At 66.0% G+C, this 21,635-nt stretch carries 21 protein-coding genes, 1 tRNA gene and 1 pseudogene; 13 read left to right on the top strand and 10 right to left on the bottom strand.

Features of this window, described 5'->3' with window-relative positions; genetic code table 11:
• The 3 genes from V2B31_RS09755 to V2B31_RS09745 all read left to right on the top strand — a co-directional run.
• On the top strand, positions 1–1,677 hold a 1,677-nt coding region (locus tag V2B31_RS09755; RefSeq protein ID WP_328277920.1), incomplete at its 5' end, for a copper-translocating P-type ATPase.
• Positions 1,674–2,060, top strand: coding sequence for a Cu(I)-responsive transcriptional regulator (gene cueR / locus V2B31_RS09750; protein ID WP_328277918.1), 387 nt, complete (start codon positions 1,674–1,676; stop codon positions 2,058–2,060). The genes V2B31_RS09755 and cueR, both read left to right, overlap by 4 nt.
• Positions 2,017–2,577, top strand: a complete 561-nt coding sequence (locus V2B31_RS09745; RefSeq protein ID WP_328277916.1) for an SRPBCC family protein — start codon at positions 2,017–2,019, stop codon at positions 2,575–2,577. The genes cueR and V2B31_RS09745 overlap by 44 nt, the downstream gene beginning before the upstream one ends.
• Before the next feature lie 53 nt (positions 2,578–2,630).
• Here the strand turns inward: V2B31_RS09745 and V2B31_RS09740 are convergent, their stop codons facing one another.
• The 4 genes from V2B31_RS09740 to V2B31_RS09725 form a co-directional block, all read right to left on the bottom strand.
• The gene (locus V2B31_RS09740) at positions 2,631–2,978 is read right to left on the bottom strand and encodes a hypothetical protein (RefSeq protein ID WP_328277914.1); all 348 of its coding nucleotides are present in this window, start codon (positions 2,976–2,978) and stop codon (positions 2,631–2,633) included.
• A gap of 431 nt (positions 2,979–3,409) precedes the next feature.
• Positions 3,410–3,484, bottom strand: a tRNA-Glu gene (locus tag V2B31_RS09735).
• 286 nt (positions 3,485–3,770) lie between these two features.
• Complete coding sequence (locus V2B31_RS09730) at positions 3,771–4,559, bottom strand: SapC family protein (RefSeq protein ID WP_328277912.1); 789 nt, start codon at positions 4,557–4,559, stop codon at positions 3,771–3,773.
• Between the two features lie 115 nt (positions 4,560–4,674).
• Complete coding sequence (locus tag V2B31_RS09725) at positions 4,675–6,114, bottom strand: FAD-binding oxidoreductase (RefSeq protein ID WP_328277910.1); 1,440 nt, start codon at positions 6,112–6,114, stop codon at positions 4,675–4,677.
• Positions 6,115–6,192: 78 nt separating this feature from the next.
• On the opposite strand from V2B31_RS09725, the gene V2B31_RS09720 reads away from it, so the two are divergent.
• A complete protein-coding gene (locus tag V2B31_RS09720) occupies positions 6,193–6,627 on the top strand; it encodes a hypothetical protein (RefSeq protein WP_328277908.1) in 435 nt (144 codons plus the stop codon).
• 109 nt (positions 6,628–6,736) lie between these two features.
• Positions 6,737–8,083, top strand: coding sequence for a DEAD/DEAH box helicase (locus V2B31_RS09715; RefSeq protein ID WP_328277906.1), 1,347 nt, complete (start codon positions 6,737–6,739; stop codon positions 8,081–8,083).
• Between the two features lie 3 nt (positions 8,084–8,086).
• On the opposite strand, the gene V2B31_RS09710 is transcribed toward V2B31_RS09715, so the two are convergent.
• Both V2B31_RS09710 and V2B31_RS09705 read right to left on the bottom strand, forming a co-directional pair.
• Positions 8,087–8,833 carry a LytR/AlgR family response regulator transcription factor gene (locus V2B31_RS09710; RefSeq protein ID WP_328277904.1) on the bottom strand — a complete coding sequence of 249 codons (747 nt, stop codon included), beginning with the start codon at positions 8,831–8,833 and terminating at the stop codon, positions 8,087–8,089.
• A gap of 6 nt (positions 8,834–8,839) precedes the next feature.
• Positions 8,840–9,952: a sensor histidine kinase gene (locus tag V2B31_RS09705; RefSeq protein ID WP_328277901.1), complete on the bottom strand. Its 1,113-nt coding sequence runs from the start codon at positions 9,950–9,952 to the stop codon at positions 8,840–8,842.
• Positions 9,953–10,091: 139 nt separating this feature from the next.
• Here V2B31_RS09705 and V2B31_RS09700 point away from each other — a divergent pair, with 139 nt between their 5' ends.
• From V2B31_RS09700 to V2B31_RS09680, 5 genes are all read left to right on the top strand, one after another.
• A complete protein-coding gene (locus V2B31_RS09700; RefSeq protein ID WP_328277897.1) occupies positions 10,092–10,304 on the top strand; it encodes a hypothetical protein in 213 nt (70 codons plus the stop codon).
• A gap of 73 nt (positions 10,305–10,377) precedes the next feature.
• Complete coding sequence (locus V2B31_RS09695) at positions 10,378–10,632, top strand: hypothetical protein (RefSeq protein WP_328277893.1); 255 nt, start codon at positions 10,378–10,380, stop codon at positions 10,630–10,632.
• A gap of 46 nt (positions 10,633–10,678) precedes the next feature.
• Positions 10,679–11,026, top strand: a complete 348-nt coding sequence (locus V2B31_RS09690) for a winged helix-turn-helix domain-containing protein (protein ID WP_328277890.1) — start codon at positions 10,679–10,681, stop codon at positions 11,024–11,026.
• 173 nt (positions 11,027–11,199) lie between these two features.
• Positions 11,200–13,551, top strand: coding sequence for a TonB-dependent receptor (locus V2B31_RS09685; RefSeq protein WP_328277888.1), 2,352 nt, complete (start codon positions 11,200–11,202; stop codon positions 13,549–13,551).
• 160 nt (positions 13,552–13,711) lie between these two features.
• A complete protein-coding gene (locus tag V2B31_RS09680) occupies positions 13,712–14,260 on the top strand; it encodes a hypothetical protein (RefSeq protein WP_328277886.1) in 549 nt (182 codons plus the stop codon).
• A gap of 180 nt (positions 14,261–14,440) precedes the next feature.
• On the opposite strand, the gene V2B31_RS09675 is transcribed toward V2B31_RS09680, so the two are convergent.
• Positions 14,441–15,295, bottom strand: a complete 855-nt coding sequence (locus tag V2B31_RS09675; RefSeq protein WP_328277884.1) for an SDR family oxidoreductase — start codon at positions 15,293–15,295, stop codon at positions 14,441–14,443.
• A gap of 206 nt (positions 15,296–15,501) precedes the next feature.
• Here V2B31_RS09675 and V2B31_RS09670 point away from each other — a divergent pair, with 206 nt between their 5' ends.
• Together V2B31_RS09670 and V2B31_RS09665 are read left to right on the top strand one after the other, a co-directional pair.
• A complete protein-coding gene (locus V2B31_RS09670) occupies positions 15,502–15,870 on the top strand; it encodes a BlaI/MecI/CopY family transcriptional regulator (protein WP_328277882.1) in 369 nt (122 codons plus the stop codon).
• Entirely contained in the window at positions 15,867–17,495 is a 1,629-nt protein-coding gene (locus V2B31_RS09665; protein ID WP_328277880.1) for a M56 family metallopeptidase, read from the top strand. Before V2B31_RS09670 ends, V2B31_RS09665 begins: the two co-directional genes overlap by 4 nt.
• Before the next feature lie 130 nt (positions 17,496–17,625).
• Here the strand turns inward: V2B31_RS09665 and hemW are convergent, their stop codons facing one another.
• A complete protein-coding gene (gene hemW / locus V2B31_RS09660; protein WP_328277878.1) occupies positions 17,626–18,783 on the bottom strand; it encodes a radical SAM family heme chaperone HemW in 1,158 nt (385 codons plus the stop codon).
• A 128-nt stretch (positions 18,784–18,911) separates the two neighbouring features.
• Here hemW and V2B31_RS09655 point away from each other — a divergent pair, with 128 nt between their 5' ends.
• Entirely contained in the window at positions 18,912–20,564 is a 1,653-nt protein-coding gene (locus V2B31_RS09655) for an FAD-binding protein (protein ID WP_328277876.1), read from the top strand.
• A gap of 173 nt (positions 20,565–20,737) precedes the next feature.
• Here the strand turns inward: V2B31_RS09655 and rdgB are convergent, their stop codons facing one another.
• Complete coding sequence (gene rdgB / locus V2B31_RS09650) at positions 20,738–21,367, bottom strand: RdgB/HAM1 family non-canonical purine NTP pyrophosphatase (protein WP_328277874.1); 630 nt, start codon at positions 21,365–21,367, stop codon at positions 20,738–20,740.
• 112 nt (positions 21,368–21,479) lie between these two features.
• A pseudogene (locus V2B31_RS09645) lies at positions 21,480–21,635 on the bottom strand (ribonuclease PH); the annotation flags it as partial.

Raw genomic sequence — 21,635 nt, 5'->3', positions numbered from 1 at the left:
CGCGAGCTTTCCTATTCCGGTGCCGGCAACAAGGCCGCCTTCCGTCGGCGCTTACTCATGCTCGGCCAGGTTCTCGAACTGCGCGCACGCGAACGGACTTCGGGAGCCATCAAGGCGCTCCTCAATCTTGCCCCGAAAACGGCGCGCCGCGTCGGTGCCGATGGAAGCGAGGAAGAGGTCAGCCTCGACCGTGTGATCGAAGGCGACCTGCTGCGGGTCCGTCCGGGCGAAAAGGTACCGGTCGACGGCTTGGTCAAAGAAGGGCGCTCTTCGCTCGACGAATCTATGGTCACTGGCGAGTCGATGCCTGTCACCAAGACCACGAATGACAAGGTCATCGGAGGCACACTCAATCAGACCGGCGCACTTGTCATCGTCGCCGAGAAGGTCGGCCGCGATACCATGCTCGCGCGGATCGTTCAGATGGTCGCCGAAGCGCAGCGTTCGCGCGCCCCGATCCAGCGGATGGCCGATCAGGTGGCTGGGTGGTTCGTCCCCGTTGTCATCGCGATCGCGGTTCTCGCCTTTGCAGGTTGGGGAATCTGGGGGCCGGAGCCGCGCTTTGCCTACGGTCTCGTCGCGGCCGTTGCGGTGCTCATCATCGCCTGCCCTTGTGCCTTGGGCCTCGCCACTCCGATGTCGATCATGGTCGGCGTGGGCCGCGGCGCCGGACTCGGGGTCCTGATCAAGAACGCCGAGGCGCTTGAGCACCTGGAAAAGGTGGACACGCTGGTCGTCGACAAGACCGGCACGCTTACAGAAGGGCGGCCGGCTGTAACCGAGATCGTAACCGCGGCCGAGTTCGAGGAAGGCCAGATTCTTCGGCTTGCCGCCTCGGTAGAGCGAGCATCCGAGCACCCACTCGCACTTGCCATTGTCGAGGCCGCGTCGGCGCGCAACCTCGAAATGACAGCGGTCAGTGACTTTGACTCCCCGACGGGAAGAGGCGCCCTCGGTACTGTCGACGGACATCGTATCGTTCTCGGGAATGCCCGGTTCTTGAACGAGGAGGGGATTGCGACTGACACTTTGGCAGACACGGCCGACGATCTACGGCGCAGCGGCGCCACGGCGATCTTCATCGGCGTTGACGGCAAAGTTGGCGGCGCAATCGCGATCGCGGATCCAGTGAAGCAGACCACGCCCGAAGCGCTGGCCGCACTGAAAGCGGAGCGCATCCGCGTGGTGATGCTGACGGGTGACAATCGGACAACGGCGGAAGCCGTCGCGTCGCGCTTAGGCATCGACGAAGTGGAAGCCGAAGTCTTGCCCGATCAAAAAAGCGCGGTCGTCGCACGCCTGAAGCAGGAGGGACGGGTGGTGGCCATGGCGGGCGACGGAGTCAACGACGCCCCTGCGCTGGCGGCCGCGGATGTCGGCATCGCCATGGGCTCAGGTACTGACGTCGCCATCGAGAGCGCCGGCGTGACCCTGCTCAAGGGCGACCTGAATGGCATCGTCAGGGCTCGCCGGCTGTCGCAGGCGACAATGTCCAACATTCGCCAGAATCTCGTCTTTGCCTTCATCTACAACGCCGCCGGCGTACCGATCGCGGCGGGGCTCCTGTACCCCGTTTTCGGCATCCTGCTTTCGCCGATGATCGCCGCGGCGGCCATGGCGCTGTCGTCGGTCAGCGTCGTCACCAATGCCCTGCGACTGAATCGGCAATCGCTGTGAACATCGGGGAGGCATCGAAGGCCGTAGGCGTTTCGGAGCGGATGATTCGGCACTATGAAAAGATAAAGCTGCTCCCCCGTCCGGAACGCGCGGCCAGTGGATATCGCGTTTACGCCCCTGAAGACCTCGCGCGGCTCTCTTTTGTCGCCAAGGCCCGGGACCTCGGCTTTCCGATCGAGGAAATCCGAACACTCCTGGGCCTCTGGTCGAACAGCGAACGCAGCAGCGCCGAGGTGAAGCAGCTTGCCCTCCATCGCGCCGCGGAACTGGAGCAGAAGGCGCATGCAATCGAGGCGCTTCGGGATGCCTTGCTGGCATTGGCCGAGCGCTGCCACGGAGATGATCGACCGGATTGCCCTATCATCGACGGGCTTGCGAGCTGATCAATTCGTCATGCAATCTCGCTCATACCCATCGCATTTTGAAACCACGGTCTCGGTCGCCGCCAGGGCACAAGCTGTCTTCGAATATTTGGATGATCACCAGCGGCTCTCGTCACATATGATGGATTCGTCCGCAATGATGGCGGGCGGCAAGATGCATTTCAGTTTTGATGCGGGGAGAGGACAGACTGTCGGATCCGTCATCCAAATGTCCGGTCGCATCCTGGGCATGACCCTTGCCGTCGAAGAGGCAATCACCGAACGCGTTCCACCTTGGCGGAAGGCTTGGGAAACTTGTGGCACGCCTCGACTGATGGTCGTCGGACACTACCGAATGGGGTTTGAGATCACCGATGCGGCTGAGGGCTGTCGGCTCCGTTTCTTCATCGACTATGGACGTCCTGAATGGCCTTGGCGTCCGCTCGGTTTCGTGGCGGGGAGTTGGTACGCCCGGTGGTGCGTCCGTTCGATGGCAGAAGGCGCGGCACGTAAATTCTCCGGTCGTTTGGGTGCCTGATATCTGCTTGGTTCGCGGGACAGACGCTACCGCCCCGCTTAGGCAATGATCAGTCAATAGCCGTCGTAGTATCGGTCCCGGCTCCAGCCGCTGTTCCAGGCATTCCATTCGTTTTGCCTGTGCTCTGCGCGATGCTCGCGGCGAAGATCGCTGTGTTCGCGTTTGTGTTCTCGATTGAGATCGCGGTGAAGACGTTGATGCTCCCAGTAGGTGAGCCCTTCCTCGTGCGCCTCACGATGGACATCGTCGAGGTAGTCGTGACCGTCGTCATGTTCCCGATTGAGTTGGTCATGGTCGTAGTCGTGCTGCGATTGGTATCCATCGTCGGGATGTGCCGTGGCGGGGATAGCAATGCCCAAAGAGGAAATTGTGGCGGCCATCACCAAGGCAAATTTTCGCACGTTTGAATTCCTTTTGCAGAGACCCTACGCGACCCTAGCCGTTGGGATTGAATGGTCTCTGAATAGCTCAGGCGGTTCGCCGACGTGTGGTTCCGCTCTGCAGCCCATCGGGGCTTCTGCGGATGGTCTGGTGCCCGGAAACAGATCCTTCTGTGCCCGGGCCCGTCCGCGTGTGCGCTTTGTTGCGACTGGTTGAGCAGACTGGCTGGCGCGTTTCGTCGGGCCCGACGCTCCACCCGCGGTAAGCGCTCAGCCCAGGCCTTGAGCCTCTAAATTCAATAACAGTCCGGGCGGTGGGGGGCGCACAACCGGGTTCGTGCTCGGCCAGTTGGAGCTTTGCTCCCGGCAATGCATCCGCTCGCGTCTGTATGGATATATTTGACGTATATTTGACGAAAGGGAGGTGTATCCCTCTAAGTCATTGATATTTATGGTGACCCCTACGGGAATCGAACCCGTGTTTCAGCCGTGAGAGGGCCGCGTCCTGACCGCTAGACGAAGGGGCCATATGGCCGCTTGGGCGACCGGGCAGGGGAGGGGCTTTAGCAGGCGCAGCGCGCCCGTCAAGCGCTCGCGCCAACACCGCCCAAAGAAAAACCGCCCCATGCAAGCATGGGGCGGCCAAGGTTCAGGGAGGAGACGCCTCCAAAGGGGGAGGCGCCCATATGACACACCCGAAAGGGGGGCAGGTGCGCCATATGTTTGGAAGATAGGGCAGGCCGCGCCGCCTTTCAAGGGCAATGCGACCAGCCGTCCATCAATTTTTTCAAGCCTTTCGGGTTAACCCCGCGTTCAGGCGTTGGCCACTTCCAGGCCGGCCGGAGCCGGGATCGGCCCCTTCCCCTGAGCGACCTGCGCCTCGAAGACGTCGCGCATCAGTTGCAGCGAGAAGAGATGGGCGTGGATCAGCGGCAGCATCCCGTTCTGGTTGATCTTGCGAAGCTGGTCGCCGCGCAGGTCGCGCAGCTTTTCCTCGTTAATCATGCGGAAGCCGCGATAGACGAAGGGCTGCTCGTTGAGCGGCGACTGGATCGACACTTCGCCGTCCATCAGCAGGTCCATGTCCTTCAAGTCCTTGACGAACTGGCCGGTGCGGGCGGCGGCCTGCTCGAAATCCTCGCAGAATTTGAGCACGCCCTGGGTCAGTTCGCTGGGCTTGCCGTCGTCGAACAGCGGCTGGCCGTCCTCGAACGCGCCGACCGCGGGGCTGGTGGGGTCGAAGCAGAGCGAAAGCTCCTCGCTGTCGGGGCGCAGCTTGGCGAGCATCCAGGGATAGCGGCGGACATAGGCCGGGATATAGGCGGGGCCGCGCAGCTGGCCTTCGTCATCGACGAAGATGTTGACCCCTTCGTTGAGCCCCATCAGCAGCAAAGGCACCGAATCGTCGCCCGACGAGAAGATGATCGGCGCGAAGCGCTGCGCCGGCACGAATTCGTCGACGGTCAGCGGGACCGCATGTTGCGTCACCAGGAAGGGCGCCGATTCGACCTGCCGCACCTTGTAATCGACATGATCGTTGGTGCTGAGCGGCAGGAGATCATTGTAGAAGATCGGCAGGGTATTGGCGGGCGCGCTGGCCATGATCAGGGTCCACTCTTTCGATGTGCCGGCGATGCGACCGGCGCGGGTAAATATTGCGGCAGGGCGATACTGGCCTTGCCGGCGATAGGCAATCGGTTTGTCGGCCGATGCCGGTTCAGAGTTCGTCCGGCAGCGGGATGAGCTTGCCGGGGTTGAACAGGCCCTTTGGGTCGATCGCCGCCTTGATCGCGCGCAGCGCGCCGATCCGTGCGGGGCTGGAGAGGCGGGCGAGTTCGGCGCGCTTCATCTGGCCGATGCCATGTTCGGCGGAGATGGAGCCGCCCGCCGACACGACGGCGTCATGGACGAAGGCGTTGATCGCCTGGCCCTGAGCCGCGATCCAGGCCGGGCCGTCGCTCGTCCCCTTGGGCGCGCGGACGTGGAAATGGACATTGCCGTCGCCCAGATGGCCGAAGGAGGAGGCGGTAGTGCCGAGGAAGCGGGCTTCCGCGGCGGCGGCGGCCTCCACCATGAAGGCGGGCATCCGCGCCACCGGCACGCTGATATCATATTGCAGCGCCGGTCCCTGTGCCCGCTCGGCTTCCGAGAGCGATTCGCGGATGCGCCAGAAGGCGTCGGCCTGCGCTTCGTTGGAAGCGATGGCGGCGTCCACCGCGATGCCGCGGTCGAAGGCGGCGGCGAGCGCCTGCTCCAGCCGCTCGTCCGGGCCGGGTTCGGCGAGGTCAGGATGGTCGACCTCGATCAGCACATGCCAAGGGGTGCGCGTCTCGATCGGGCTGCGGGTGCCGGGGATGTGGCCGAGGACGAAGCCAAGAGTCTCGTCGGCGATCACCTCGAACCCCTCGACGCTGTCGCCCAGTTGCGCTTCGGCGAGGCGCAGCAGGTCGAGCGCGGCGGCGGGGCTTTGGACCCCGACCCAGCCGACCGCGCGGGCGGCGATGGCAGGCGCGAGGCGCAGCGCGGCGGCGGTGACGACGCCGAGCGTCCCCTCCGCCCCGATCAGCAGCTGCTTGATGTCATAGCCGCGATTATCCTTCCTGAGCGCGTCGAGCCCGTCGAAGATGCGGCCGTCGGGCAGCACCGCCTCCACCCCTTCGACCAGCGCGCGCATGGTGCCGTGCCGCAGCACCTGGGTGCCGCCCGCGTTGGTCGAGACGAGCCCGCCGATGGTGGCCGATCCTTTCGCGCCGAGGCTCAGGGGGAAGCGGCGGCCGGCGGCCTCGGCCGCGTCGTGCAGGACGCTCAGGATCACGCCCGCCTCGCAAACGGCGAGATTGTCTTGGGCCGAAAGGCTGCGAATGCGGTTCATGCGGCGGAGCGAGAGAATGAGCGCCAATCCATCCGCCGGCGGCGTTGCGCCGCCGACCATGGAGGTGTTGCCGCCCTGCGGCACGAGCGGCACGCCAAGCTCCGCCGCGAGGGCGACGGTCGCGGCGACCTCCTGCGTCGAGGCGGGGGAGAGGATCGCCGTGGCCGCACCATGATAGCGCCCGCGCCAGTCATGGACCCAGGGGTCGATGTCGGCGGGATCGGTGATGACGCCCTTGGGGCCGAGCAGGGCGGCGAAACGGTCGATGATGGGCTGTGCGATCATGGGAGGATGCTATGCCCCGGAATTCATCGACGGTTCAACCATTGGCCGATAGCGTCGCGTCCCCAAAAGGGGTCCGACTTGTTTTCATCCGTCCTGTTGCTGCTGACCGCGCCCGCGGGGGAGCCTGTGGAGCTGGCGCAGCTCACTATCCAGCAGCGCGTCATCATCCGCGTGCCTACGGTGCGGAAGGGGCGGGCGCCCGTGCGAATCGATCCCGAAGCGCGGGACGACTGGCGCGAGAAAAAGGGGCCGCGCTGCGTGGCGCTGCGATCGATCCGGGCGGCGGGCGTCGTGGTGGAAAATGGCGTCGATCTGATCCTGGCCGACAATCACCGCTATCGCGCCCGGCTGGAGCGGGGATGCGATTCCCTCGGCTTCTATTCGGGCTTCTATGTCGAGCCGCATGAGGACGGCTCGCTCTGTTCGGGGCGGGACGAATTGCAGGCGCGCAGCGGGCTTAGCTGCGCGATCGACAGTTTCCGGCGGCTGATCCGCAATGACGAGGAAGAATGAGGCGCGCGGCCCACGCGAATTTCTTGACAAGTGGCCAGGATTTCCGCAAGGCGCGGCCGATTTCCGTCGCGGACGCGCGGGCGGATTCCCTCCTGTCCCGGACGCTTGAATGACTTTCGCCGATCTCGGCCTTTCCGATGAATTGCTCAAGGCCGTAACCGAGTCGGGTTATGATACGCCGACCCCGATCCAGGCGCAGGCGATCCCGTCCGTCCTGATGATGCGCGACATCATCGGCATCGCCCAGACGGGGACGGGCAAGACGGCGAGCTTCGTGCTGCCGATGATCGACATTCTCGCCCATGGCCGCGCCCGCGCGCTCATGCCGCGCAGCCTGATCCTGGAGCCGACCCGCGAGCTGGCGGCGCAGGTGGCGGAGAATTTCGAGAAATACGGCAAATATCACAAGCTTTCGATGGCGCTGCTGATCGGCGGCGTGCAGATGGGCGATCAGGTGAAGGCGCTGGAAAAGGGCGTCGACGTGCTGATCGCGACGCCGGGCCGGCTGATGGACCTGTTCGGCCGGGGCAAGATTTTGCTCAACGGCTGTTCGATGCTGGTGATCGACGAGGCGGACCGGATGCTCGATATGGGGTTCATCCCCGATATCGAGGAAATCTGCACCAAGCTGCCCTCGCAGCGGCAGACCCTGTTGTTTTCGGCGACGATGCCGCCGGTCATCAAGAAGCTGGCGGACAAATTCCTGTCCAATCCCAAGTCGATCGAAGTGGCGCGGCCCGCGACCGCCTCCACCAACATCACCCAGCATCTGGTGAAGGTCGATTCGCGCAAGAAACGCGAGGCGCTGCGCGCGATGCTGAAGGCGGAGGATGTGACCAGCGCGGTCATCTTCTGCAACCGCAAGACGACCGTGCGCGAACTCAACAAGAGCCTCCAGAGCTACGGCTTCCGGTCGGGCGAGATCCATGGCGACATCGACCAGGCGTCGCGCATTGCCGAGCTGGAGCGGTTCCGCGAGGGCAAGGTCAACATATTGGTCGCGTCCGACGTCGCGGCGCGCGGGCTGGACATCAAGGGCGTGAGCCACGTCTTCAATTTCGACGCGCCCTGGCACCCCGACGATTATGTCCACCGCATCGGCCGCACCGGCCGCGCGGGGGCGACCGGGGTCGCCTATACGTTCGTGTCGGAGGCTGATGCCGAGGCGATCGACAATATCCAGAAGCTGATCGGGACGAAGATTCCCTATGCGCCGGTGCCGGGGGAAGCGGCGAAGGCCGAGGCGCCGCGCGCGCCGGAGCCGCGTGAAGAGCGCGAACGTCCCCGCCGCGAGGAGCGTCCGCGCGAGGAGCAAAGGGACGCTCGCCGCGACGAGCGCCAGCGTCGGCCCGAACCGCAGCGCGTGCCGCGTCGGCGCGAGGCCGTGGACGATGGCCCGGACGAGGGCTGGAACGGCCCCGTGCCCGAATTCCTGACGGTGGGCTTCAGCGAATAAGCGTCAGCGCCCCGTCATTGCGCGGGCGTTGGCGAGGAAGGTGCGGCCGATGCGGATGTCCGCGCCGTCGGCCAGCACCGCGAACCACACGCCGCTCCCGTCGTGGCGAAGCCGGGCGATATGGTCGCGGCGCACGATATGGCTGCGGTGCAGGCGGACGAACATCTGCGGGTCGAGCCGTTCCTCCAGGCTGCTGATCGTCTGGTGCAGCAGATAGCTGTGCGTGCCGACATGCAGGCGCATATAGTCGCGCTCCGCCTCTATCCGGTCGATCTGGTCGGCGGCGATGCGGATCAGTTCGGATCGGTGCGGCACCCAGAATTCCTCGGCCCATTCGGGCGCGGGCGCGGCGGGCGGGGCTGGCGCGTCCACCGAACTTTGGTTGCGGAGTGCAACCTCCACCCGGTCGATCGCGCGGGTCAGCCGCTCATGGGCGACGGGCTTCAGCAGATAATCGACCGCGGCAAGATCGAACGCCTCGACCGCGAAGCCTTCAAAGGCGGTGACGAAGATGACGGCGGGGCGGATGCCCATGCGGCCGACGGCGCGGGCGACGCCGATGCCGTCGAGCAGGGGCATGGCGATGTCGAGCATCACGAGGTCGGGCTTCAGCCCCTCGATCAGGCGCAGCGCCGCCTCGCCATCGGTGGCGGTGCCGACCAGCGCTATGCGCGGCTCGCGGGCGCAGAGCATCTGGAGCCGCTCGACGGCGAGCGGCTCGTCATCGACGATCATGGTGCGGATGGACATAAGTGGTCAGCAGCCCCGGCGGATGATGGGTAGGGTGAGGAGCACGGAGAAACCGTCCCCTTCGCGCGGACCATAGACGATGCGGCCGGACTCGCCAAAGCGCGCGGTCAGCCGGTCGCGCACATTGGCAAGGCCGATGCCGCTGCCCGCGTCGCCATCGCCGGGCGGATTGTCGCCATCGTCGGTGACGGCGATGTGCATGAGGTCGCCATCCTCGCGCGCGGTGATGGTGATGGTGACGGGGCTGGAGGTGCGCGAGACGCCATATTTGATCGCATTTTCGACCAGAGGCTGGAGGATCAGGCCGGGGACGCAGGCGCTCATCAGCGTGTCGGGCACGTCGATCATCGTCGTCAGCCGATCCGGGAAGCGCACCGCCTCGATATCGAGATAGAGTTTCTGGAGATGGACTTCCTCCTCCAGCGGCACGTCGTCGAGCGGATCGCCGGTCAGGCTGGTGCGGTAGAAGTTGGAGAGCGACATAATCATCTTCTCCGCCTCGTCCGGGCGGTTGCGCATGACCAGGGTCGAAAGCGAGTTCAACGTGTTGAACAGGAAATGCGGGTTCACCTGATAGCGGAGCGAGCGCAGTTCGGCCTGCTGGGCGGCGCGTTCCAGCCGGGCGGCGCGGCGTTCGGTGCGGTGCGCCTCGCTCGCATAGGAGAGGGCAAGATAAAGGCCCGCCCAGGCGGCGAGGAAGAAATAGCGGCTGATCGCGTCTTCGACGATGGCGACGAAGACATAGTCTTTCTTCGCCATTTCCGCCTTCGATGCGGCGTCCGCGAAGAGCGACACCGGATCATAGACGTTGAAGATATAATAGTTGGCCGCCGCCATCGCGAGCGCGAAGGGGGCGGCGAGCGAGAAGGCGGCGACGATGCGGACGAGCAGCGGCTTGCCGTCGAAGCGGCGCAGGACGAGGTAGAGGATCCAGGTGACGATGATGCCGATGGTCGCGACCACCATCCGGCGCGCGGCCAATTCCCATTGCGCGTCGAAGCCGATGACGGCCGCGCGCAGGCTGACGATGACCGTGTAGAAGAACCAGAAACCCAATATGGAATAGAGAGCGACCGCCGGCGCCACGCCACGCTCGCCGTCTTCGGCGCTATTGTTCATGATGCTCTTCTACGCCCGCACGCGCCCCGAGTCTCCATCCGGCTTTGTTGCTGGTCGAAGCGGCGCGGACGTTGGTCGAACGGCCAAACGGGAACCGTGCTGCAAGGCCGTCCGTTGATCCCGGTGAAGGAGATAGAGGATGACCGACAAGCAGGATGTGCGCCCCAACAGCCGGGAGGAAGCCGGAGACCGGCGCGAGAGCGACGATCAGGACCATAAGCTGGACCGCGACGAGGCGCTGGAAGAGGGGCTGAAGGATTCGATGGATGCGTCCGATCCGCCGTCGACCACGCGCGCCGGGGACCATGGCGATCCGGTGCCCTCGTCAGGCTATCGCGAAGAGGATGAATAGCGCCCGCCCGGCGACCATGCTAAGCTGACCGGCGGCAGGCGAACGCGCCGCCGGACAAGAGGAGAAGCCATCCATGCCGACATCCGCCACCCCCGCCGTCGAACGGATCGCCCGCGTGCTTGCCGGGCGGCAGTTGAGCCTGAATGGCGAGGGCAGCGATCCCCATGCGGCGGACAAGGTGGATGCGGCCTGGCGCGATCATCTGGAGGATGCCTATGCCATTCTCCATACGCTGCGCGAGCCCGACGCGCAGATGGCGCAGGCAGGCGATGTGGCGGTGTGGCGCGCGATGATCGGCGCGGTGCTGGAGCGGCGGCCGGCGGCGTAAGCCGCGTTGGCGGATCGGGCCGCTTGTGGCATGACGATGCGGCGTCATGCTGAAAATCCGGGTTCAGATATATTGCGGCGACCAGATCGCCATCGGCCCCGGCAAGGCCGACCTGCTGGACGCCATCGCCAGCGAAGGCTCGATTTCGGCCGCGGGCCGCCGGATGGGCATGAGCTATCGCCGATGCTGGATGCTGGTCGACGTCATGAACCGCTGCTGGGCCGAGCCGCTGGTCGCGACATCGACCGAGGGCGCGCGGCTGACGCCGATGGGCGAGCAGGTGCTGCGCGACTATCGAGCCTTGCAGGCGTCCGTCCTGTGCGCCGGCGCGGCCGGGCTGCCGCCGATCGAACAGTGGCTGCGGACCGAGCCGTTGGCGGCCCAACCCCATTGAGAGGCTGATGCCGGCGCTCCGGTTCCGGGGCGAAGCCGCAATAAGCGAACAGTGAGTGGGACAGCTGTTTGGCGTTTTGACGCTGCCTCACGCTATATACGAATATATATAGCGAATCGCCTGCGGTCCCGCTACCGCTCGCGCAAGCGGCAGGAGGGAGCGCATGGGATGACGTGGATGGGGCTGGCGGGAAGCATGGTGATCTGGCGGCGGCGGCGGGATCGGCAAAGGCGGCAGAAGCCGGTGCGGCCCCCGGCGCGGAGAGCGGGGCGATCATCGTAATGGCGCGGTTGCGCGCGGAAGACCCGCAGCGCGTGCCGGCTGCCCTCAGCATCGTTCAGGGCGACGACCTGACCCGCACCTACACCGTCAACATCAATCAGCTGAGCCAGCTGGTGCCTGCGCTGACCTATTCATCGGCCAATCCGCGCAATACCGCCTTCACCATTCGGGGTCTGGGGTCGAGCGTGGTCGCGGTGAGCCAGGCGAATGACGGGCTGGAGCCGGGCGTGGGCTTCTATGTCGACGGTGTCTATCATGCGCGGCCCGCCACCGCTGCGTTCGACTTCACCGACCTGGAGCGGGTGGAGGTGCTGCGCGGGCCGCAGGGCACATTGTTCGGCAAGAACAGCACCGCCGGTGCGATCAACATCCTGTCGAAGCGGCCGGCGTTCGTCGCCGGGGCGGATGCGGAAATCTCCTACGGCAGCCGGGACTTCGTGCAGGCCAAAGCCGCGGTGACGGGGCCGATCGCGCGCGACAGGCTCGCCTTTCGCCTGTCGGGATCGGTGACGCGGCAGGACGGCTATATCCGCAATATCGCGCGGGGCGAGCGCCAGAACGACGTGCATAATGATGCGGTCCGGGGGCAGTTGCTGTTCCAGCCGTCGAGCGACTTTTCTGTCCGCCTGATCGGCGACTGGTCCAGTTTCAGCAATAGATGCTGCGCGCAGGTGCATGTCCGGGTCGCGCCGACGCTGAAGCCGGCGAGCCAGCAATATGCCGCGCTCGCCGCCAATGCGCTGGGCGGTCCCTATGCGCCGCCGAGCGTCAACCCCTTTGACCGGGTGACCGACAATGACGCGCCGCTGGGGGTGGACACCGATGAAGGCGGCGTGTCGGGCACGGCGGAATGGACCTTCCAGGGGGTGACGCTGACATCGATCAGCGCGTGGCGCTTCTGGAACTGGGACGCGGCGAACGACCGCGACTATACCGGGCTGCATATCCAGACGACGCAGCATATCCCGTCCCGACAGGACCAGTTCAGCCAGGAGTTCCGCATCGCTTCGGCAACGCCGGGGCCGATCGACTATGTCGCGGGCCTCTATTATTTCCACCAGAAGATCGTTGGCCGGCCGATCAGCATCTATGGTCCGCTCGCGACCTACTGGCTGTTGCCGGCCAGCCCGACGCGGACGTCGGCGCTGCTCGACGGCTACCGGACCGACGGCCGCACCGATTTCCGCAGCGAGAGCTTCGGCATATTCGGGGAGGCGACGTGGCGGCCGGCGCCCGGCCTCGCGCTGACCGGCGGCGTGCGCTACACCTATGAGGGGAAGGACGGCGCCTATGACGTGCGGACCTTCGGCGGGGTGGCGCCGACGGCGGCCTTGCAGGCGGACCAGCAATCGATCCTGCGCGCGCAAAGCTATCGCGCGCATGTGGGCGACGGCAGCCTTTCGGGCCGCGCGAACATCGCCTATGATCTGACGCAAGGCGTGATGGCCTATCTGAGCTTCGCCAAGGGGCAGAAGTCGGGCGGCATCAACATGTCGGGTCTGCCGGTCAACACGGCCAACCAGCCGGTGCTGGCGACGGCCGTGGTGCGGCCGGAAACCAATAGGAGTTGGGAAGCGGGGATCAAGACGCGGCTGCTGAACGATGCGCTGACCCTCAACATCGACGCCTATCATATCGACGTGACCGATTTTCAAGCCAACATCGTCGACAACAGCGCAACCGTGGCGCTGCGCAGCTATCTCGCCAACATCCCCAAGGTGCGGGTGCGGGGCGTGGAGTTCGACGCGGCGGCACGGATCGGCGAGCAACTGACGCTGCGGGCATCGGGAGCCTATAGCGACGGCGTCTATGTCCGCTATCCCAACGGACCCTGCCCGATCGAACGGACCGGCACGGGCACCACGCGCTGCGACCTGTCGGGGCAGGCCATGCCGGGACTGCCCAAATGGGTCGGATCGGCCGGGGGCGAATATCGGCAGCCAGTGCGGATCGGCGGAGCGGACGGCGCGCTGTGGTTGCGTGCCGACGCCGTCGCGCGCACCCGCATTCTGGGCGATGCGACGGGGTCCGCCTATACCGTCATCAAGGGCTATACTCTGGTCAACGGCAGCATCGGCTATGCCGCCGGGCCGGTCGAGATCGCGCTGTTCGTGCGCAACCTGTTCGACAAGGGTTATATGCAGAATGTGACGGTGCAGGCGGGCAATAGCGGGCTGATCGTTGGCACACCGAACGAGCCGCGCACGATCGGGATAACGCTGCGCGCGACATGGGGCGGATGAGGATGGGTCACTCGGTTCGCCGCAGTCATCAAAATTTCATGTTGCACCGCACAACGAAATCTGTTCCCTTGCTGAACAGCGGTGGAATAGGCGCTTAAGCCTTCAGTAACCATGGAAGGCGCATATTCCATTCTGCGACTTGAAGTCGGAGGGCATGAATATGGGCACGAGTGCAAGACCGGCGGATGGGGCGGTGACCCTCGCGGAACTGCGAGAATTCGCCAGCTTCCCGTCTGCCACGCAACGCTATATCCGCCGATCGCTGGACATCGGGCTGCATCGTCGCGACGCGATGAAGCTGTGGTCGCGCGACCTGGTGGAGGAAGCCTCGATCCGGGCGCAGGCGCGGGTCTATGGCCGGCTGGACGAGATCAAGGCGCGCGTGCCCGACGACAGCGGCCTGGAACAGGTGGAGCCGTTCATGGCGCCGCTGGTGACGATCTCCGCCTTCGACCTGGGGCAGAACCGGCTGGGGAGCTTTTCCGCCTATCGCTTTCTTTACGAGCGGCTGCTGGGTGCGGGGGCGCGGCCCTGGCTGCCGGGCGCTTTCTGCGCGGCGGCGAGCCTGCCGCATTTGCATCCCGACAAGAGGCGCGCCTTGCTCCAATCGATCAGCGAAGCGGCGGCGACGGCGGCGGGCTGGTCCAATCGCGAGCCGACCTTCTACCCCGAATGGGTCGAGAAGGTGGATATGAGCAAGGCGAACTAAGCCGGGGGCTCTTGGATCGCTGCCAAGAAAAGGCCGCGCGGGGTGGGGGCTCCGGCGCGGCTTTTTTCGTTGGGGGTGAAGGCAGCGGGACCCCGGCTCAGGGCCGGGGTGACGGAAAAGACGGAGCTTCTCTCGTCACCCCGGCCGGAGAGCCGGGGTCCCGCTTTTGCGTCGCGCCCCTCACCCGTTCACGATCGTGCCGCCATTGGGGTGGAGCACCTGGCCGCTCATATAGCTTGAGTCCTCGCAGGCGAGGAAGAGGAAGGCGGGGGCGACTTCATTGGGCTGGCCGGGGCGGCCCATGGGTGTGGACTCGCCGAAATGTTCGAGCTTTTCGGGCGACGCGCCGCCGCTGGGGTTGAGTGGCGTCCAGATCGGGCCAGGGGCGACGGCGTTGACGCGGATGCCGTCCTTCACCAGATTTTCCGACAGGCTGCGGGTGAAGGCGGTGATCGCGCCCTTGGTGCTCGAATAGTCGAGCAGTTCGGACGAGCCCTGATACATGGTAACCGAGGTGCAGTTGACGATCGCCGCGCCGGATTTCAGGTGCGGGCGCGCCGCTTGGGTCAGGAAGAACATGCCGAAAATGTTGGTCTGGAAGGTGCGGCGCAGCTGCTCCTCGCTGATGTCGGTAATGTCCTGATCGGGATGCTGCTCGCCCGCATTGTTGACGAGGATGTCGAGCCGGCCGAAGCGGTCGATCACCTGAGCGACGGCAGCGTCGCAAAAGGCCTTGTCACCGATGTCGCCGGCGATGGTCAGCGCCTCGCGCCCTTCGGCCTCCACAATCCGCGCCGTTTTTTGCGCGTCGTCATGCTCGCAGAGATAGAGGATCGCGACGTCCGCGCCTTCGCGCGCATAGAGGGCGGCGACAGCGCGGCCGATGCCGCTGTCCGCGCCGGTGACCAGCGCGACCTTGCCCTCCAGCCGGCCCGAGCCGGGATAGCGCGGCTCCCATTCGGGCTTGGGCTCCAGCTTCGATTCATGGCCGGGCAGGCCGTCTTCGCGGATCATGTCTTCATAATTGTCGGACATCGGGAGTCTCCTTTCGTCGCTGCCAACAGACGGGTTGGCGGTTGGTTCAGCAGAAGGGGGAAAGGAGCGCATCGAAATGGCGCGGGAATAACATGGGTTACAGCTGGACGAGAAAGCACAGGCAGCGTCCTCAGGGATATTGACTACAACCGTAGATGATGCGACTACAGCTGTAGATGAAAGCCCTATGAGTCGGACGCGGAACGGTGAGCGAGAAGATCAGCGAAGCGGAACTGGTGGTGATGGAGGCGCTGTGGGAACAGTCGCCGCAGACCGCCAACGATGTCGCCGATCGGGTCGCGGCCGAGCGGGACTGGAGCCTCCAGACGGTCAAGACGCTGTTGTCGCGGCTGATGAGCAAGGATGTCATCGCCGCCGAGCAGGATGGGCGGCGCTTCCTCTATCGGCCGATGGTGGCGCGCGACGATTATGTCGCGAGCGAATCGGGCAGGCTGGTCAACCGGTTGTTCGGCGGGCGGGTGTCGCCGCTGGTGGCGCAGCTGGCGAGCCAGGATCAGTTGACGGCGGAGGATATCGCCGAGCTTGAGGAAATCCTGAAAGGGCTGAAATCATGAGCGTCTGGATCGCCGAAACGCTGATCGCCACGACATTGCTGATGGCGATCGTCATGATGCTGCGCCGGCCGGTGGCGCGCTTTGCGGGGGCGGGGGCGGCCTATCTGCTCTGGGCGCTGCCGCTCGCGCGGATGCTGCTGCCCGCGTTGCCGCACGACGTCGATCCCTCGCCGCTGCATCTGGCGGTGGATCAGGCGGGGCTTCCCGACATGCTGAGCGTTGCGGCCCCATCGGTCGGCATGGCCGATAGCGGCGGCTTCCCCTGGCTGGAGACCGCGATCGGCGTCTGGTTCATGGGACTGGTCGCTTTCCTGATCGTGCAGGCGGTCGGCTATGCCCGCTTCCGCCGGCATATGCTGGCGGGCGCGACGGACATCGGCGCGGAGGGGCGCATCCGCATCATCACCAGCCCCCAGGCGTCCGGCCCGCTCGCCTTCGGTATCTTCCGGCCCTTCATCGTCCTACCTGCCGATTTCGCGCTGCGTTACGACCCGCAGGAGCAGGACATGGCGATCGCGCATGAGCGGGCGCATCATGAACGCGGCGACCTGGCCGCCAACATGATCGCGCTGCTGCTGCTGGCGGTGCATTGGTGCAACCCGGTCGCTTGGATCGCCTATCGCGCCTATCGCGCCGATCAGGAGACTGCCTGCGACGCGCGCGTGCTCTCGCTCTATGGCCGGGAGCAGGCCCATGCCTATGGCCGCGCGATCCTGAAAGCGGTGGGCGGGCGGCAGTTCGCCGGCGCCTGCCACCTCACCCGTATCACCGCCTTGAAAGGGAGGCTGAAAATGCTGTCGAACCATGACATGTCGCTCCGGCGGATCAGCTGGGGCATGGCGGCGGTCGCGCTCGTCACCGCCACGGGCCTCGCGCTCACCGCATCGGGCAGCCGCGCCGCGCAGCAGATGGCGGCGATCACCGAAAAGGTCGAGAGCGCGGACTTTGCGCGGTTGACCGATCTGGTGGCGCAGCCGGCGAAGGCCAGCGCGGTGGCCGCCGTAGCGACCGTTCCTGACGTGCCCGCTGTTCCGGACATTCCCGCCACCGCCGATGCCGTCGCGCCGGTTGCGCCGATGGCCCCTGTCGCCCCGATTGCGCCCGCTGCCGACATGGCCGTGCCGGTGCCGCCGGTGCCCCCCGTGCCGCCGCTCGTCCGCAGCGAAAAGGGGCGTATCATCGTCACCCATTCGGACGGCCGGGTCGAGACCCATCGCGTGCCGACCCAGGCCGAGATCGCCCGGATGGTTCCGGTGGTCGATGTCCGCGAAGGCTGCGACAAGGGGCAGGAGCGCACCACCCATCGCGAATATAGCGACAGCAGCGGGCAGCGGCATGTGCGGGTGCGCATCTGCAATGTCGGGGCCGAACGCATGGCGGCTGAGGCCGAGCGACAGGCCGAACGCGCCGCCCGGATGGCGGAATGGGAGGCGGAGCGCGCGGTTCGCATGGCCGAATTGCAGGCCGAGCGCGCCGACCGGCTGGCGAAGGTGACGGCGCTCAACAATCTGCGGATCGTGCGCGCGCAGCTTGCGGGCAACCGCTCCATCCCCGAGGCGGACCGGGCCGAGGCGCTGCGCGACATCGATGAGTCGATCGCGGAGCTGCGGAGCGGGGCGGATTGAGGGGGGTGGGGCCTGTCCGGTTGGCGCTGTTCTTCCACGAGAGACCCCACCCCAACCCTTCGGCGGCGGCGCGTGACGCCGCCGAACCTGAAGGGGAGGGGCTATAGGTCGTGATCGGCGCAGCTTGGTATTACACCGCCACCACTTCCGGCAATATCGCATCGAGCAGCAACATGCCGGCGGGTGCGACCTGGAGGCGGGGGCCGGTCTGGCGGACGAGGCCGAGATTGGTGAGCTGCGTCACCGCTTCTGTATCGACAAGTTGGCGCAGCGGGACGCCCGAGCGGGCGGCGATGCGTTCTAAGTCGACGCCTTCGCCCAGGCGCAGGCCCATCAGCAGCGCCTCGCGCGCCTGATCTTCCGGCAGCAGCGGTTCTTCGTTCTGGAGGCCATGGCCGTTGCGGGCGACGGCATTCATCCAGTTTTCGGGCTTTTTGTGGCGCAAGGTCGCCGTGCCACCGCGCCGGCCATGCGCGCCGGGGCCGATTCCGGCATAATCGCCATAGCGCCAGTAAGTGAGGTTGTGGCGGCTTTCCTGTCCTGGCCTTGCATGGTTGCTGATCTCATAGGCGGGGATGCCGGCCGCGCCGGTCATCGCTTGCGTGAGTTCGTAGAGCGTCGCGCCATGATCGGGGTCGGCGGGGGTCAGCTTGCCCTGCGCCACCAGAGTGGCAAAGCGGGTGCCCGGCTCGATCGTCAGCTGGTAGAGCGACAGGTGCCCGGTGCCGAAGGCGAGCGCGCGGGCGAGTTCGGCCTGCCAGTCCGCTTCGCTCTGACCCGGCCGGGCATAGATGAGGTCGAAGCTCAACCGGCCGAACACGCGCTGCGCGGTGTCGAGCGCGGCCAGCCCCTCCGTCACGTCATGGGCGCGGCCGAGGAAATGCAGCGCTTCGTCCTCCAGTGCCTGAAGGCCGAGCGAAACGCGATTGACCCCGGCCGCTGCGAGGTCGGCGAAGCGCGCCGCCTCGACGCTGTTGGGGTTGGCCTCCAGCGTGATCTCTATGTCGGGGGCGAAGCGCCAATGCGCCTGCGCCGCGGCGATCAGCGCCTCGACCAGCGCGGGCGGCATCAGCGAGGGGGTGCCGCCGCCGAAGAAGATGGAGGACAGCGGCCGGCCGCCGGTCAGCGCCGCCTCATGCGCCATGTCGGCGAGAAGCGCGGCGCGCCAGGCATCGGCGTCGATCCCCTCGCGCACATGGCTGTTGAAATCGCAATAGGGGCATTTGGAGACGCAGAAGGGCCAGTGGATATAGAGGGCAAGCGGTTCGGGGGCGGGCGCGGTCGACATGGGAGATGCTCGCCCTAGAGGCTTTCGGCGATGAAGGCCATCGCGCACGGGCACCTATGGCTTGTTTCAGTCGTGCCTGCCGCCAAGCGTCCCTAAGCTCCGGCCCACAGAGAGAGAGGAGAGCGCCGGTGGCCGAGGATAGCGCATGGGATCTGGAGGCGGATGTCGTCGTGCTGGGATCGGGCGGGGCGGCGCTGACGGCGGCGACCGCGGCGCGGGATTTCGGCGCGCGCGAGGTTGTGATCCTCGAAAAATCGGGCATGGTCGGTGGCACTACCGCCATGTCCGGGGGCATGTTGTGGATACCCAACAATCCCTACCAGCAGGAGGCCGGCATCGCCGACGATGACGAGGCGATCGTCGCCTATCTCGATGCGCTCGCGCCGGGGCAGCTCGATCCCGATACGCTGATGGCGTTCATGGAAAGTGGGCCGGAGCTGATCCGCTATCTGCACGAGGAGACGCCCGTGCGCTTCCATGCCTTTGCCGATTTCCCCGACTATCAGCCCTATATGCCCGGCGCGAAGCCCGATGGCGGGCGGTCGCTCGACAATGACGCCTTCTCCTTCGCGCGGCTGGGCAAATGGGCGAGCCGGGTCAATCCGAGCAAAATGGCCTATCCGCTGCGTGGCAGCCTGATGGAGGCGATCCGGGGATCGCTGGATGAAGCGACCTTGGCGGAGCGCGAGGCGGGAGACTATCGTGGCCTCGGGCAGGCGCTGGTCGGCGCGCTGTTCAAGGCGGTCATCGACCGCGAGATTCCGGTGCTGTTCGAGAAGCGCGCGCGACGCTTGCTCAAGGATGGCGACCGGGTGATCGGCGTCGTCGCCGAGGACGCCGATGGCTGGGATTTTCGCGCCCGCGCCCGGCGCGGGGTAGTGATCGCGACGGGTGGCTTCGAGTGGAATGAAGCGCTGGTCAAGACCTTCCTGCGCGGACCGCTGACGGGTCCGGTCAGTGTGCCGGAGAATGAGGGCGACGGCCTTATCATGGCGATCGAGGCCGGGGCGCAACTGGGCAATATGCAGCACGCCTTCTGGCAGCAGAGCGTGCTGGAATATAAGCCGCAGCACCGCAACGCGAAGCCCAATTATCTGCTGGGGTCGGACGAGCGCGCGCGGCCCGGCGCGATCCTGGTGAACCGGCGGGGCAAGCGGTTCGTCAACGAAGCGGCCAATTACAACGCGATGGGGAAGGCGCTGCACGCCTTTGACGCGGGGGTGCATGACTATGCGAACCTGCCCTATTGGCTGATTATCGACCAGCGCTATCGCGACAAATATCCCTGCTTCAACGTGCCGCCGGGCGGGCCGACGCCGGGCTTCATGATGCAGGGCGATACGCTGGCGGACCTCGCGGCGAAGGCGGGGATCGATGCGGACGGGCTGGTCGCGACGGTCGCGCGCTTCAACGCCATGGTGTGCGCGGGCCATGACGATGATTTCGGGCGCGGCGACAACAGCTACGACAATTTCTACATGTGGGGCGACATGGATTATGAGCCGCCCTATCGGACGCTCGGCGTGATCGACCAGGGGCCATTCTATGCGGTGAAGATGGAGTCGGGCGCTCTCGGCACGGCGGGCGGGCCGAAGACCAATGCCGACGCGCAGGTGCTGGACTGGCGCGGGCAGCCGATCCCCGGCCTCTATGCGGCGGGCAATGCGATGGCGGCGGTGCTGGGCGAAGCCTACGGCGGGGCGGGCGGCACCCTGGGGCCGGGCATGACCTTCGGCTATATCGCCGGGCGGCACCTGGGCAGGCATATTTCCAACCATTGACCGGGTGGGGATGCCGATGGAGACCGATCGGCATCCCCGTAGTAGAACGGTGGGAATGCGGATCGGGGCGCAATGCGCGTGCCAGAACGGGCGCATCGGCCCTGTCGGCGCAATGCGAAGGTTAACGGGCTGCCGGGCGGATCAAGACCTGTAAAATTAGCCGACAGGCAGCGTCAGAACGCCGCCGCGACCAGCCTGGCGAAGGCGTCGGCGCGGTGGCTCATGGCGTGTTTCCTGGCCGGGTCCATCTCGCCGAAGCTGATGTCGAAGCCCAGTGGCTGGAACATCGGATCATAGCCAAAGCCCTTGTCGCCGCGCGGCGGCCAGACGAGCATGCCGTCCACCCGGCCTTCGAACGCCTCGACATGGCCGTCGGGCCAGGCGAGGGCGAGGGCGCAGACGAAATGGGCGCTGCGGCTGGCGTCCGGGCCTTTGGCTTCGACGCCGTCCCACACCTTCTGCATGGCGAGGCCGAAATCCCTGGTCGGGCCGGCCCAGCGGGCGGAGAAGAGGCCGGGGTCGCCGCCCAGCGCCTCGACGCACAGGCCGCTGTCGTCGGCGAGCGCGGGGAGGCCGGAGAGGTCGGCGGCCTGCATCGCCTTGAGTTCCGCATTGGCGATGAAGGTGGTGCCGGTCTCTTCCGGCTCCGGGAGGTCTAGGCTGGCGGCGGAGATCGGTTCGATGCCATAGGGGCCGAGCAGCTCGGCGATCTCGCGCACCTTGCCGGGATTGTGGCTGGCGATCACCAGCTTGCCGGGGGCAAGCTTACGGATCGCCTGTTCCTGTCCGAAATCGTCCGACATCATTCTTCCTTCTCGTCATCCCGGACCTGATCCGGGATCCCGCTTCTTGGTCCGTCGGCCGCTGCAAGAAAGCGGGACCCCGGGTCAAGCCCGGAGTGACGGGTGCTGGGAATTACCGCCCCGTCGCGACATCCTGCGCGGCGAAGATCTTGGCGCAGCCGATGCGGGCGAGGCGGAGCAGGCGGAGCAGTTCCTCCTCGTCATAGGCCGCGCCTTCCGCCGTCGCCTGCACCTCGGCGAACTTGCCGTCGCCGGTCAGGATCAGGTT

The organism is Sphingobium sp. (assembly GCF_036170395.1).
In the GTDB taxonomy this organism is placed as follows: Bacteria; Pseudomonadota; Alphaproteobacteria; order Sphingomonadales; family Sphingomonadaceae; genus Sphingobium.
This window is presented reverse-complemented; position numbering and strand designations above follow the sequence as displayed.

What these genes read in the sequence shown, in the direction of transcription:
- V2B31_RS09745 (WP_328277916.1), top strand. Translation starts at nt 2,017, where the DNA reads ATGATCGACCGGATTGCCCTATCATCGACGGGCTTGCGAGCTGATCAA.
- V2B31_RS09730 (WP_328277912.1), bottom strand. Translation starts at nt 4,559, where the DNA reads ATGGCCAGCGCGCCCGCCAATACCCTGCCGATCTTCTACAATGATCTC.
- V2B31_RS09725 (WP_328277910.1), bottom strand. Translation starts at nt 6,114, where the DNA reads ATGATCGCACAGCCCATCATCGACCGTTTCGCCGCCCTGCTCGGCCCC.
- V2B31_RS09715 (WP_328277906.1), top strand. Translation starts at nt 6,737, where the DNA reads ATGACTTTCGCCGATCTCGGCCTTTCCGATGAATTGCTCAAGGCCGTA.
- V2B31_RS09710 (WP_328277904.1), bottom strand. Translation starts at nt 8,833, where the DNA reads ATGTCCATCCGCACCATGATCGTCGATGACGAGCCGCTCGCCGTCGAG.
- V2B31_RS09705 (WP_328277901.1), bottom strand. Translation starts at nt 9,952, where the DNA reads ATGAACAATAGCGCCGAAGACGGCGAGCGTGGCGTGGCGCCGGCGGTC.
- V2B31_RS09700 (WP_328277897.1), top strand. Translation starts at nt 10,092, where the DNA reads ATGACCGACAAGCAGGATGTGCGCCCCAACAGCCGGGAGGAAGCCGGA.
- V2B31_RS09695 (WP_328277893.1), top strand. Translation starts at nt 10,378, where the DNA reads ATGCCGACATCCGCCACCCCCGCCGTCGAACGGATCGCCCGCGTGCTT.
- V2B31_RS09690 (WP_328277890.1), top strand. Translation starts at nt 10,679, where the DNA reads ATGCTGAAAATCCGGGTTCAGATATATTGCGGCGACCAGATCGCCATC.
- V2B31_RS09680 (WP_328277886.1), top strand. Translation starts at nt 13,712, where the DNA reads ATGGGCACGAGTGCAAGACCGGCGGATGGGGCGGTGACCCTCGCGGAA.
- V2B31_RS09675 (WP_328277884.1), bottom strand. Translation starts at nt 15,295, where the DNA reads ATGTCCGACAATTATGAAGACATGATCCGCGAAGACGGCCTGCCCGGC.
- V2B31_RS09665 (WP_328277880.1), top strand. Translation starts at nt 15,867, where the DNA reads ATGAGCGTCTGGATCGCCGAAACGCTGATCGCCACGACATTGCTGATG.
- hemW (WP_328277878.1), bottom strand. Translation starts at nt 18,783, where the DNA reads ATGTCGACCGCGCCCGCCCCCGAACCGCTTGCCCTCTATATCCACTGG.
- rdgB (WP_328277874.1), bottom strand. Translation starts at nt 21,367, where the DNA reads ATGTCGGACGATTTCGGACAGGAACAGGCGATCCGTAAGCTTGCCCCC.